Source organism: Frankia tisae, assembly GCF_025403405.1.
Classification (GTDB): Bacteria; Actinomycetota; Actinomycetes; order Frankiales; family Frankiaceae; genus Frankia; species Frankia tisai.
Genome location: NZ_JANEZT010000202.1, coordinates 1 through 12,134 on the forward strand (window position 1 = coordinate 1; position 12,134 = coordinate 12,134).

General features: G+C 72.7%; 10 protein-coding genes and 1 pseudogene. 7 read left to right on the forward strand and 4 right to left on the reverse strand.

Going from position 1 to position 12,134, the window contains the following annotated elements; translation table 11 throughout:
* Positions 1 to 665 (forward strand): DUF3017 domain-containing protein (locus tag NBZ85_RS18930; protein WP_261562331.1); only part of this gene is annotated, 665 nt, incomplete at its 5' end.
* A 20-nt stretch (positions 666 to 685) separates the two neighbouring features.
* On the opposite strand, the gene NBZ85_RS18935 is transcribed toward NBZ85_RS18930, so the two are convergent.
* Positions 686 to 1,927, reverse strand: a complete 1,242-nt coding sequence (locus NBZ85_RS18935; RefSeq protein WP_261556703.1) for an NAD(P)/FAD-dependent oxidoreductase — start codon at positions 1,925 to 1,927, stop codon at positions 686 to 688.
* A gap of 241 nt (positions 1,928 to 2,168) precedes the next feature.
* Between NBZ85_RS18935 and NBZ85_RS18940 the strand changes: the two genes are divergently transcribed.
* From NBZ85_RS18940 to NBZ85_RS18950, 3 genes are all read left to right on the forward strand, one after another.
* On the forward strand, positions 2,169 to 3,077 hold the full coding sequence (locus NBZ85_RS18940; protein ID WP_261556705.1) for a serine hydrolase domain-containing protein: 909 nt from the start codon (positions 2,169 to 2,171) through the stop codon (positions 3,075 to 3,077).
* Positions 3,078 to 3,537: 460 nt separating this feature from the next.
* Positions 3,538 to 4,098 carry a 2'-5' RNA ligase family protein gene (locus NBZ85_RS18945; RefSeq protein WP_261562332.1) on the forward strand — a complete coding sequence of 187 codons (561 nt, stop codon included), beginning with the start codon at positions 3,538 to 3,540 and terminating at the stop codon, positions 4,096 to 4,098.
* A 90-nt stretch (positions 4,099 to 4,188) separates the two neighbouring features.
* Complete coding sequence (locus NBZ85_RS18950) at positions 4,189 to 5,379, forward strand: YihY/virulence factor BrkB family protein (RefSeq protein WP_261556707.1); 1,191 nt, start codon at positions 4,189 to 4,191, stop codon at positions 5,377 to 5,379.
* Between the two features lie 464 nt (positions 5,380 to 5,843).
* On the opposite strand, the pseudogene NBZ85_RS18955 reads toward NBZ85_RS18950, so the two are convergent.
* The 3 genes and pseudogenes from NBZ85_RS18955 to NBZ85_RS18965 all read right to left on the reverse strand — a co-directional run.
* Positions 5,844 to 6,665: pseudogene (locus tag NBZ85_RS18955) on the reverse strand (D-alanyl-D-alanine carboxypeptidase family protein); the annotation flags it as partial.
* A 215-nt stretch (positions 6,666 to 6,880) separates the two neighbouring features.
* A complete protein-coding gene (locus tag NBZ85_RS18960; protein WP_261562333.1) occupies positions 6,881 to 8,104 on the reverse strand; it encodes a DUF1003 domain-containing protein in 1,224 nt (407 codons plus the stop codon).
* A gap of 999 nt (positions 8,105 to 9,103) precedes the next feature.
* Positions 9,104 to 9,664, reverse strand: coding sequence for a GNAT family N-acetyltransferase (locus NBZ85_RS18965; RefSeq protein WP_261556709.1), 561 nt, complete (start codon positions 9,662 to 9,664; stop codon positions 9,104 to 9,106).
* A gap of 165 nt (positions 9,665 to 9,829) precedes the next feature.
* Here NBZ85_RS18965 and NBZ85_RS18970 point away from each other — a divergent pair, with 165 nt between their 5' ends.
* The 3 genes from NBZ85_RS18970 to NBZ85_RS18980 all read left to right on the forward strand — a co-directional run.
* Positions 9,830 to 10,402 carry a hypothetical protein gene (locus NBZ85_RS18970; RefSeq protein ID WP_261556710.1) on the forward strand — a complete coding sequence of 191 codons (573 nt, stop codon included), beginning with the start codon at positions 9,830 to 9,832 and terminating at the stop codon, positions 10,400 to 10,402.
* Positions 10,403 to 10,645: 243 nt separating this feature from the next.
* Positions 10,646 to 10,921: an SCO4848 family membrane protein gene (locus NBZ85_RS18975; protein WP_261556711.1), complete on the forward strand. Its 276-nt coding sequence runs from the start codon at positions 10,646 to 10,648 to the stop codon at positions 10,919 to 10,921.
* A 76-nt stretch (positions 10,922 to 10,997) separates the two neighbouring features.
* Positions 10,998 to 12,134 (forward strand): DEAD/DEAH box helicase (locus NBZ85_RS18980; RefSeq protein ID WP_261562334.1); only part of this gene is annotated, 1,137 nt, incomplete at its 3' end.

A 12,134-nucleotide genomic window follows, 5' to 3' on the forward strand; every position in this document is an offset into this window, starting at 1 on the left:
GGGATGCGCGGGGCGGCTCGGGTGGAGGACCTGGCCGGCAGGGAACGCCGGCGGGGCACCGCTCGGCACGCGCCCGGCCGCAACCGTGGTACCCGGGCGAGCGCGACCACAGCGACGCCGACCGGCACCGCGAGCTGCGCAGCGCGGCCCGTGAGGTCGACACGCGCCCACGGCTCGGGGCGCGGGGTCCCGCCGTGGACCGGCGGCCGTCCGCCCGGCACGCGGCGGGAGCCGTCGGGCCGGAGCCGACGGAGTTGCCCGCACCTGCCTGGCCACCCGACGCACCCGCGGACCGCGAGCCGCCCATGACACCCGCGGCCTCATGGCCCAGCACACCCGCTGGGCCCGCAGCGCCTGCGGTCGCCCAGGCGGCCGGGGGCGACCGGTCCGGGGTCGTCCGCTGGTTGCGGCGCGAAATGGTGTTCGCGTCGGTGCTGGTCGGTGTCGCGGTCGGGTTTGTGCTCGTCTACCAGGACCGGTGGCGTCGCGGAATGCTGGTGATCGGGGTTGCGCTGGCCCTGGCGGGACTCGCCCGCCTCGCGCTGCCGACGCGGCGGGTCGGCCTGCTCGCCGTGCGCGGGCGGGTGTTCGACACCGTGATCTTGTTGCTGCTCGGGGCGTCGGTGATCACGCTCACCTCGGCGGTGCCCTACCTGGGACCTTGAGACGGTGGGGACGGCTGCGGTCAGCGCCGCCCGGCCATGGTGCGCCGTACGGCGAGCCGGGTGAGGGAACTGGCCGGGATGGTGCCCCGGCCCAGCCCGATCTCGACGAGGGTGTCGTAGAGCTCGGTGCGGGTGCGGGCGGCCCGCACCGCGGCGTCCATCACCGTGCGGCGCCGGCCGACGAGGCCGGCGAGCAGCGAGGTGTGCCGCAGGTGTCGACCGAGCTCGGCGTCGAGCGAGCGCCGGTACCGCCGTCCGGCACCGGTGGGGTTCGTCACCCCGACCGCGGCCTGCCCGGCCAGGGAACCGGACAGCAGCGCGTAGTAGATGCCCTCCCCGGTCAGCGGGTTGATCAGCGAGGCCGCGTCGCCGACGAGGAGTACCGGACCGTTGGGCTGGCGCGGCCGATGGGTCGACAGGGGTAGAAGGTGGGCCCGCAGTGTGGTCGGATCCGCCGGCATGTGCGGCAGCATCCGATCCAGGGTGCGGTGCAGGACCGTCTTCGCGCTCGTCCCGTCGTCGCCGCCGGTCAGGCGGGAGCGCAGCATGCCGTAGCCGATGTTCGCCCGGCCGTCGCCGATCGGGAACGACCACGCGTAGGCCGGCCAGCCGTCGTCGGTCATGTGGATGAGCTGCTCGGGCGGACGCCCGTCGGAGGGAAGGTCGGCATACGCCCGCACCGCGATCGCCATCGCTTCCGGCGGGTTGGCCGCAAGGTTCAGCCCGCGTCGCACGACCGAGTTCGCGCCGTCCGCGCCGATGACGACCCGGGCCGTCAGCGCGCCATTGACGACGACCACCGGTTCGCGTCCGCGTCCGTCGGGCCGCGGCCGGTCGGTGAGCTCCAGAGTCCGGATCCGGCGCCGTACCAGGTGGGCGCCGCGGGCCTGGGCCGCGGCCATGAGACGGGCGTCGAAGACCTCCCGGGGCACCACGTAGCTGGCCCGAGCCGACGGGGTGGCCACCTCGGCGCCGCCCGGTGTGCGCAGCCGCATCCGGTCGACCGGCTGGTAGCCGGCGACGGCGTCGGTGACGCCGAGGTCGCGTAGCACGTCCAGCCCGTGCGGGGCGATTCCGTCGCCGCACGTCTTGTCCCGGGGGAACGCCGCGGCGTCCGCGATGACGACGCTGGCGTCGGGGCGTTCCCGCAGGGCTGCCAGCGCCGCCGCGCAGCCGGCCGGACCGCCGCCGACGACGAGTATGTCGATCGTGTGAGCGTGCAGATCCACCGACTCGTCGACGCGCACGATCGGGGTCGCCATCGTGATCGTGTCGATGTCCTTCGCTGGTCCCGCCGGAATGGGGCGTGGGCCGGATGGGATGGGCGCTGGGGACGGGGTCTGCACGCCCGTCAGTCTCGCAGCCGACCATGTGACGGTGCGCCAGCGCCCCCGGTGCCCGCTGTTGGCCCGCTCGCTCGCGCGCCGGGCCTGTCCGGTCCGTCCGGGGCCGTCCAGGTCCGTCCGCAGCGGACCCGGGCGCAGAGTTCGTACAGTGCGTGGCGTGGACGCACTGGAGCAGGTTTCGCAGTGGCCGGTCAGAACGGTGGCGGTCACGGTCCTCGGCCGGGACGACGCTCCCGCCGCCGAGGCTGGCGCCGAGGCTGGCGTCGAGGAGGCCGGGCGGCTGAGGCCCGGCGGAGTGGTCCGGGAGCTCGGCCGGACGGGGCCGGACGATCATCCTTTCCGGCTCGCCTCGGTGTCGAAGTTGCTCAGCGCCTACGCGGTGCTCATCGCCGTGGAGGAGGGTGCGATCGGGCTGGACGACTCGGCCGGCCCCGAGTCGTCCACCGTGGCGCACCTGCTCGCCCACGCCTCCGGGCTGGCGTTCGAAGGCGACAAGGTCCTCGCCGCGCCGGGCACCCGCCGGATCTACTCCAACGCCGGCTTCGACCGCTTGGCCGAGGCGGTCACCGAGGCGACGGGGATCGCCTTCGCCGACTACCTCGCCGAGGCCGTGTTCGAGCCGCTGGGGATGCGCGGGGCCAGCCTCACCGGCTCGGCGGCCTCCGCGGTGACGGCGACCCTCGCCGACCTGCGTGGCTTCGCCGCCGAGCTGCTCGCTCCCACCCTCGTGTCGGCCGAGACGTTCGCCACCGCCACGTCGGTTGCCTTCCCGGGGCTGGCGGGCGTGCTACCGGGTTTCGGCCGCCAGGACCCGAACGACTGGGGGCTGGGATGCGAGATCCGCGGTCGCAAGAACCCGCACTGGACGGGCAGCACGAATGCACCGGTGACCTTCGGTCACTTCGGCCAGTCCGGCACGTTCATCTGGGTGGATTCGGTTACCCGACTCGCATGCGTCACACTGTGTGATCGAGACTTCGGTGATTGGGCACGGCAGCTGTGGCCACCCCTGTCGGATGACGTGTTGGCGCAGGCCCGCCCCCAGGTGGTGAATCCCTGGGCGTGACCGGACCGCGGAGCTGCGGGCGGGCGGCGCGGGCCGAGCTGCACTTGTCGGGATCCTCCGGCAATCTGCCTCTGCCATTTGGCGGGTCGTCGCTGTTTTGGCCTGGTCTGCGGGTGCGGGGGTCGCGGTCTTCTGGTCCGCGGGAGACAGGCGGGGTCCGTGGGCCATGATGTCGGCATGCTTTCCTCGGCGACACCGATCCCGACGGCCGGTCACCGACCCGGCGATGGAGTGCCACGAGTACCGAGAGTTACGATCTTCGGCTGGGGCGTCCCGGGCGCCCCATGTGCCGCAGTGTCGGTCGCGCATGACTGAAAGGCCGCTCGAGCCAGGAGTCGGCGTCGAGCCAGGAGTCGGCGTCGGGCCGGGGGCACGCGTCGAAGGGGCGCCCGCGGTCGGCGCTGCTCGCGCGGCGGATCCGGCCGGCCCGGCCGACGCGACGGACCTGGCCGACATAGGCGTGGCAATCGGCATTCCGGAGCCCTACCGGACCGAGCTCCAGGATTGGCGCGAGCGGCTCGGGGATCCCAACGCCACCTTGATCATTCCGCACGTCACCCTGCTCGGGCCGACGACGGTGAGTCTGGCCGATCTGCCGGCGATCGAGCGCCATCTGGCGCATGTTGCCCGCCCGAATAATCCGTTCACGATTTGTTTGCGGGGTTCGGGGACGTTCCGGCCACTTTCGCCGGTTATCTACGTCGCCCTTGTCGCCGGTGAGGCCCGCTGTGCGACGCTGGCGGCGGCGGTGCGATCCGGCCCGCTGGAACGGCCACTGAACTTTCCGTACCACCCACATGTCACCGTGGCTCACGACATCGCCGAGGATGGCCTCGACCGCGCCTACGAGGCGCTGGCCGGCTACCGGGCGGAGTTCGACGTGCGGGGATTCGGTCTCTACGAAAGAGGGGCCGACCTACGCTGGCGGCAGATACGCTTCTTCCCCTTCGGTCAGCAGGGGGACGAATCCGAACCGAATGGCGGCGGAGGGCGACGCGAAGGTATCGGTTCACGGGAATGACTGGGCGTCGCCGGGGGGACATCGACGGGTGTGACAGGACCTCGTGAGGCGGTTCGGGCCGGAGTCGGCAGCGTTTCCGACACGGCCGGGATGGTAAGGGCGAAACGTCCGTTTCTCGACCACATCATCCGGGCGTATTCCCGGTACACGGCGGACAGCGGCGACCGGCTGGCGGCGTCGGCGACGTACTTCGCCTTCCTGTCCTTCTTCCCGATCATCGCGCTCGCCTTTGCGGTCACCGGGTTCGTGGTCGACGCCTACCCGGACGTCCAGGACAGCCTGACCAGGCAGATCAACGACTACCTGCCGGGGCTGGCGGACAAGCTCGACATCACCTCGATCGGGAACGCCAAGGTCGGTGTCGGCATCATCGGTCTGCTCGGGCTGCTACTCGCCGGCCTCGCCTGGATCGACGCGCTGCGTGACGCGCTGCGGGTGATCTGGCACCAGGACATCGAAGTCGGCAACATCATCATGCGGCGGTTGCGCGACATCTCCGTCCTCGCCGGCCTCGGACTCACCCTGGTGACCTCGCTCGTGGTCACCAGCCTGTCGACCTCGGCGACGGGGACGTTCCTGGACTGGATCGGGCTGTCCGGAAGTACGGCCGCCGCCTGGGTCACCGGCATCCTGGCCCTGCTCGTCGCCCTCGGGATCGACACCGCGGTCTTTCTCTACCTGTTCTGGCGGTTGCCGCAGCAGACCGATCGGAGCCGGTCGGTGCGCGGCGCAGTCCTCGGCGCTGTCGGGCTCGAGATCCTCAAGGTCGTGGGGACCTGGCTGGTCGGCCAGACCACGGGCAACCCGGTCTATGGCACGTTCGCGGTCATCGTCGGACTGCTCATCTGGATCAACATTGTGATGCGGTGGACGCTGTTCGTCGCCGCCTGGACGGTGACCGCGCCCTACGACTCGGATGTCTACCCCTCCGGTACGGCCCCCTCCCTCGAGGCTCAGCGGCCGAAGGTGCCGCCGGCGAAACGGCTCGCGTCGGACTCGTCCCGCTCCACGACGTCCCGCTCCACGGCGTCGGACTTCACGGCGTCGGACTTCACGGCGTCGGACTTCACGGCGTCGAACTCGTCCGGGCCGGACTCGACGCCTCTCGAGCCGGTCCAGTCGACGGTGCTCGGTAGCCGGACCGGGCGGACCGGGCGGACCGGGCCTGTCGATGTCTCCGCCGGGTCCGTGACCACCCGTTCGGAGGCGACGCTGACCGCCAGGCTGCGGGCATTGCTGCGTCGGCGCCACCCGTCGGAGACCTCCGGCGAGGCGGACTGAGGGGGCACGAGTCGGCGCGGCCGTGCGCCGAGCCGACGCACGGCGCGGGCCGGCGGCCCAGCCGGCGGGGTTTCCGCCACCGTCTGGCCGAGCCCGGGGCGTCGGCGATGCCGGCGGGCCGCGCGCCGCATGAGGGCGGTCACGAGGCAGGCGCCCGCGGTGAACCCGAGTGCGCTCCAGGTCATCGGGCCGATGCCGGTGAGACCACCAGCGTGGTTTGCCCGGCGGCCAGGCGCTGCGGCGGGCCTGGCGACCGCCTGCGCGGCGGCGACTGCGGCGGCGGTGGGCCGGGCCGCGCCCCCGGCCACGGCGGTGTTCGGCAGGTAGCCGATCGGCGTCACCTGGCCGGCGTGCGCGAATCCCCAGTCGAGCAGGGCACGGGCGTCGGCGCCGTAGGCGGGGGCCGCGCGCAGCAACGCGACGATGACCGTCCGACCGCCGCGGGTGGCGGCCCCGACGAACGTCGCGCCGGCCGCCACCGTGTATCCGTTCTTCACCCCGATGGCGCCGTCGTAGGTGCGAAGCAGCGAGTTGTGGTTCTGGATCTCGAAGCGCTGGTCGCCGCGCCCGGCGAGGGACGCCCGCGGGATGGTGAGGTATCCCCGCACGCTGGGGTCGTTGAGCGCGGCGCGGCCGAGCACGGCCAGGTCGTACACGCTGGTGACCTGCCCAGGACTGTCCAGTCCGGTCGGATCGCCCGCGACGGTTTCACGCGCACCCAGCGACTTGGCCAGCGCGTTCATCCGGGGCAGGACTGCCGCGGCGCCGCCGCTGGCTTCGACGAGGGCTACCGTCGCGTCGTTGCCACTGGAGATCATCATGGCGGTTGCCAGGTCCCGAACGGTGTAGGCGACGCCGGGCACCAGGCCGACCTTGGTGCCGTCCACGCGGGGCGGATTGTCGTCGATGGTGATGACCCGGTCCGGCGGCAGTCCGGGGAGCACGGTCAACGCGGTGAGGATCTTCATGGTGCTGGCCGGAAGATCCTGCGCGTGCGGGCGGGAGGCGGCGAGGATGGCGCCGCTGCCGGCGTCCGCGACCAGCCAGGCCTGCGCGGTCAGCCCCGCAGGTACCGGGGGGGCTGGGGGGCCTCCGGGCGCCCGAGCGGGTGCGGCCGCCGGGCCCGCCTGGCCGCCTGCTTCTGCGCCGCCGCCGCCGCCGGCACCGGCACCGGCCTGAGCACTCCCGATGGCCTGGCCACCCGCATCGGGAACCGCTGGCATGGCGGCCGTGGTGGCGGCCAGGGCCGGAGCGAACCACGCCGCGGGAGCGAACAGCAGCCCCATGACGGTGACGGTGAGGACCAGGGCCCGCCGAGCCCGCGGATGGACACGGTGCGCGGACCTACCGCCGCCGTGGGGCGGGGCCGCCTCCTGGACGGCGGTTGTGCGTAGCTGGCCGGCGGTCCCGAACTCCGCTGGCAGGGTTGGACGGGAGCGACACGACCGGCCGGCACGCACCTACCGAACGCTACTGGCTTGGCCCGCTCCAGGGCGGGCGGTCACGAGACGTGTCGCGCGGAGGTGTCCGCCGTGGGTGAATCACCCGATTTGGAGCGTTCGGCCGATCGGCGGGCCGATCCGGCGTGCAGCGGGGAACGATGATGCCCGCGGCCCGGCGCCGCCCGGGGAGTCCGATAGGTCGCGGTGCCACCGGTGCCACCGGTGCCCGTGTCCGCCCTGGCTGCGCCCGTGTCTGCCGGGTCGGCCGCCGCCGGCGCGCCGACGGTCGTCGGCAGGGCGGGGTGGGAACTCTCGACCGCGCCCGCGACAAGGTGCGCCGACGCCGGTCCGGAACCGGCGGCGCCTGGCTCGGTCTCATCGGACCGGGAGATACCACTGGCGTGCCTGGCCTGGCTGACTCCGACGGGTGAAGCGGCATCCTCGCTCGTGGTGCCGGGGCCCGCGGTGCCTGCCGGTGATCCGTCAGTAGACGGCCCGTCAGTAGACGGCCCGTCGGCTGACGAACTCCTGTCGATCGTGGCGTCAAGGGATGCGTCCGCCGCCGTGACCTTCGCAGGCCGGGCACGCTTGGCCCCCTTGGGGTGCTTCGGCGTCTTGGCACGGGCGGGGCTGGCTCCGTCGGCGGCGTCGGTGGAACCTGTCCCGCGGGCGTGGTCATGCGGGTCGGGCTGGCAGGAAGCGCCGGGCTGGGAGGATGCGCCCGAGCGATGGGTGGCCTGCGGCTGACGCGGGATCTCGACGGCCTCCCGGAGCAGGCTGGTGAGATCTCCTCGCAGGGCCTCCAGCTGGCCCGCCAGCTCCCCCCGGACGTACTGGCGGGTCGCCGCCTCGCTCTGGGCGAGGCGCAGGGCCGCGACCTCGCGGGCCAGGAACTCCGTGTTCTCGCGCATCCGGCCGGCGACGGCCCGGTCCTCGGTGAGGGAGGCCCGGTCACGATCGTCCTGACGGTTCTGGGCTAGCAGGATCAGGGGTGCCGCGTAGGCGGCCTGCGTCGAGAAGGCCAGGTTCAGCAGGATGAACGGGTAGGGATCCCAGCGCATCAACGGCAGCGCGATGTTCAGGGCGATCCAGACGATGACGATGCCGGTCTGGATGGCGAGATAGCGCCCGGTGCCGAGGAATCGGGCGATGGTTTCCGCCGAGCGGCTGACCGTCTCCCGGTCAACCCGCGGAAGTAGCGCGACCCGACCGGAGACCGGCAGGTCGAGACGTTCGGTGCCCAGACCTCGACGGTCCGTCGTTCGCGATGCTGAGATGGTCATGGAAGCTCCCCACCCGCGCGCAACGGCCATGGCCGGTGGCACGCGCTTCTCGAGCAGGCCGCACGCGCCGTCGCCACGGCGGCCTCAGGTCGACACGACATCAATCGACCGCACCTGCTCGTGCACTGCCCGATCAGGCTCGGTGGCCGAGCGGCCACACGGATCCGGACGCCGGCACCCTGACGCAGAGACGCGCCAGCCAGGCCGCGGAGGGATCGGAAAGCATCACCCCGGGCCGAGGAAGCGGCGGCCGACCACCCGGCGTTCCGCACGGGGGCTGAGGCCGGACCAGAGCCGGACTGCAGAGCAGTGCCCCGGGAGTCGTCAACCCCGGGTTCGTGGACGCGGGCCGGGCGCGCCTGGCGCGCTCCGGCCGGAGCTCATCGCCGGCTGGCGTCCACTAGCAGGAAGCGGCCTTTACTGGAGCACCCGCCAGGACTCACAGCGGCCACCTCCTCGCGTTGGTCCTCCATGGAGGATTTTCCGGGGGCGTGTCAAGGATAACTGCCCGATTCGTGACCGGACCAACCGGGGTATCCGTGACCTCCGTCGCGAAGAGGTCACCTGCGGCGCCCGGTTGGTCGAGTCGGTAAGGCGGCATCCTCGCCGGGTTTCCGGTCGGTCACCATCGGTGCGGCGAGCCGAGATGTGGTGTGTCCGGGTGTTCATGTGCCCGCCCCGGCCCTGGCGGTTCCGGCGGCGTGTCCCGAGTTCGTGCGGGCTGGGTGGCGGGCGGGAAATGTGGTGCGTGCGGCGGGCGTAGCGGGGTATGCCCCGGCCGATGGGTGCCGGCAGGCCCGGAGCCGGGGTTCGTTCCCGCCGCCGGTCGCGGAGGTGGGGGCCGCGCTCGCCGGCGGGCTGGCGATGGGCGGCCCGACCGTCGGGCAACCCGTCGCGGTCCCGAGCGCCGGCCCCGCGCCGGATCCGACCGTCCGGGATCTCCTTGCCCAGCTGTTCGAACACCCGCCGTCCAGGCGAAGCTCTCCTGCGCCCACGACGTCATCGCCGCTGGGGCGGGTGGAGCGGGAGCAGCATCGGAACGAACGTCTTGACCGACGGATCGTCCGTGATCGGCCGCGGACCACCGAGGACGACGAAGCCGGTGCGGGTGTACAGCCGCCGGGCCGGCCGGTTCGCGGGGGCCACCCACAGCTTCACCGCCTCGGCACCGGCCTGCGCGGCCCAGGTCACCGCGGTCGCCAGCAGGACGTCCGCGGCGCCGGTGCCCCGGGCCGCGGGCGTCACCCACATGGCACCCAGCTCGCGTAACCAGGGCCGACCGGTCGGGGTGAATCCCTGCACCATGCCGACCGCCTCACCGGCCCGTTCCACGAACGCCACCAGGTCCGCCGGGGAGTCCGCCCCGTCCTCGGCGCGCCGTGCCCAGTCGGCCGGCGGCAGTGCACGCGCCGCCTCCAGAGTCTGCCAGAACGCGGCGGGCGAGTCGGCGAGCGCGGCCAGCCGCAGCCGGCGCAGCAACGGCCCCTCGTCGGACCGGATACGCCGGCCATGGATGCTGTCCGTCACGATGGTCGACTCCTCCTGTCGTGGCAGCGACATCGCGTGATCGGCGCGGCCGCCGGCGGGGTTGTTGCGCGGGGGAAAGGGTGGTGTTGGGCGTAATCGGCACGACCTTTAGCTCAAACGCCTCCCAGGCGGCCCCGTGAGCGCGGATACTGATCAAAGCGGCGGGACGGCGGAGGAGTTCGCTGGAGATGATCCATCGTGGGTAGGCCCGTCACACTCATCGTGCGGCAGGACGGCCCGGCGTGGTCGGCCTGGTCCCCGCAGTACCCGGGGCTCGCCATGGTGCAGCCGGCCGCGGCGGACCTGCGGGCCGTGCTGCCCGAGGTCCTGTCCTGGTACTTCGGCGAGGATGCCGCGATCGAGCCGCAGGTGCACTGCGAGCGGGAGCTGCACGGCGTCACCGTCCGGCTGGCGCAGGACGCCCAGCTGTACGAACGCGAACGGATCGCCGAGCGGCTCGGCGCCGCCCTCGGCGTCGCGAGCCAGCGGGCGCAGCTGCGTTCCGGTCCCGTCAGCGGCGCGGGCGAGGTCACCTTCGTCTGCGCCCTGCAGTCCGACCGGATCGGCTGGCTGACCGCCCAGATGGAGGACGACAACGACACCGTCGTCGCCCTTCTGCCGGTCGCGGAGACGATGCTGTGGGCGATCCGGTTCGGCGCGCCCGGCGACGGTTCCGCCGCCGCGGTCGACCCCTCGGCCTACCCGCCCGACGCCGCGCTGGGCGAGGTCATCCGCACGTTCGCCGGTCCCCGCCAGCAGCTACGTACCTGATCCGCGGCCATGTCCGCGCGGGCTGTGGGGCGTACGGCCGGCGGAGATTCGTCCGATCCTGCGCAGAGGCGGGTGACGATGGACGCACGCTTCGCAAGGCGTGCCGGGCCTGGGCCGAAGCTCGGCGCGTAGGAGTCTCGGCGATCCGATTTCAGGAGGTGGTCGCGCCCGCCGTGCTCGACCTCACGTGGTGCGACCGCTCTTGATCGGCTGGTCCTCTCGCCCGGGTGCGAAGCTGATGGGGTGACTCTGTCGAAGCGTGCGTCCTGGTTCCTGATCGCGGTGGGGGTGTGGACGTGGGCGATCTGGCCGAACTTCCTGCGGAACATCTGGAAGGATGATCGTTCCTGGGACAACGGGCCGACCGGCTTCTTCACGGTCCACCTGGTCCTGACCATCGTCTCCATCGTGATCGGCTCCGTCGTCGGTTGGCTCGGCATCCGGGGAGCACGCGCGGGTCGCCCCGGCGCTTCCGAAGACGCTGGCCCGGCCAAGCGGCTGATCAGTTCGGATCGCTGACCTCTGCCGGGCCGGCTGGCCGCGCGTCGACCCGGCGGTTCCAGGTCTGTCGGTGGCATCGGGTAAACACCTTGTCATGGCGGCAGACCAGGCGAGTCCGGCACATCTTTCGGCGGCCGGTGGGTTGCGGGCACGGGCGGAGGAGTTGCTGCGCACCCTGGCCGGGCCGGCCGCGGTGCTGCGGGAGGACCAGTGGCAGGCGATCGACGCGCTGGTCACCCGCCGGCGCCGGGTGCTGCTCGTGCAGCGCACCGGCTGGGGCAAGTCGGCGGTGTACTTCCTCGCCACCGCCCTGCTGCGCGGCGAGGCCGGCGTCGGGTCTGCTGGTCCGGGCAGGCGCATCGGGCCGACGGTGATCGTCTCGCCGCTGCTCGCCCTCATTCGCAACCAGGCGGCCGCCGCCAGCCGGCTGGGGATCCGCGCGGGTGAGATCCACTCCGGCAACGTCACCGAGTGGGACGAGGTCTACGCAGCGCTGCGCACAGGCGACCTCGACGTGCTGCTCGTCGGGCCGGAACGGCTGAACAACCCGACGTTTCGCGACGACTACCTGCCCGAGCTCGCCGCCACCACCGGCCTGCTCGTGGTCGACGAGGCACACTGCATCTCCGACTGGGGGCACGACTTCCGCCCGGACTACCGCCGGCTGCGCACCCTGATCGCCGGGCTGCGCCCGCAGGTCCCGGTCCTCGCCACCACCGCGACCGCCAACCAGCGGGTGGTCGAGGACGTCAGCGAGCAGCTCGACGCCGGTGCCGGAGCGGGATCCGGAGCGGGATCCGGAGCGGGATCCGGTGCGGGGCCAGGTGCGGGGGAGGCATCGGGCACCCTGGTGCTGCGCGGGTCGCTCGACCGGGAGAGCCTGCGGCTCGCCGTCGTCGCCCTGCCCCGGGCCGAGCACCGCTTCGGTTGGCTTGCCGATCGGCTGGGCGAGCTGCCCGGATCGGGGATCGTCTACACGCTGACCAAGGCGGCGGCGGAGGAGCTGACCGCCTTCCTGCGCGGCGAGGGGTACCCGGTCGCCTGTTACCACGGTGGTACCGAGGCGGCCGAACGTATCGCGGCTGAGGAGGACCTGCTTGCGAACCGGGTCAAGGCGCTCGTCGCCACCAGCGCGCTCGGGATGGGCTTCGACAAGCCGGATCTGGGCTTCGTCGTGCACGTCGGAGCGCCCTCGTCGCCGATCTCCTACTACCAGCAGATCGGGCGGGCC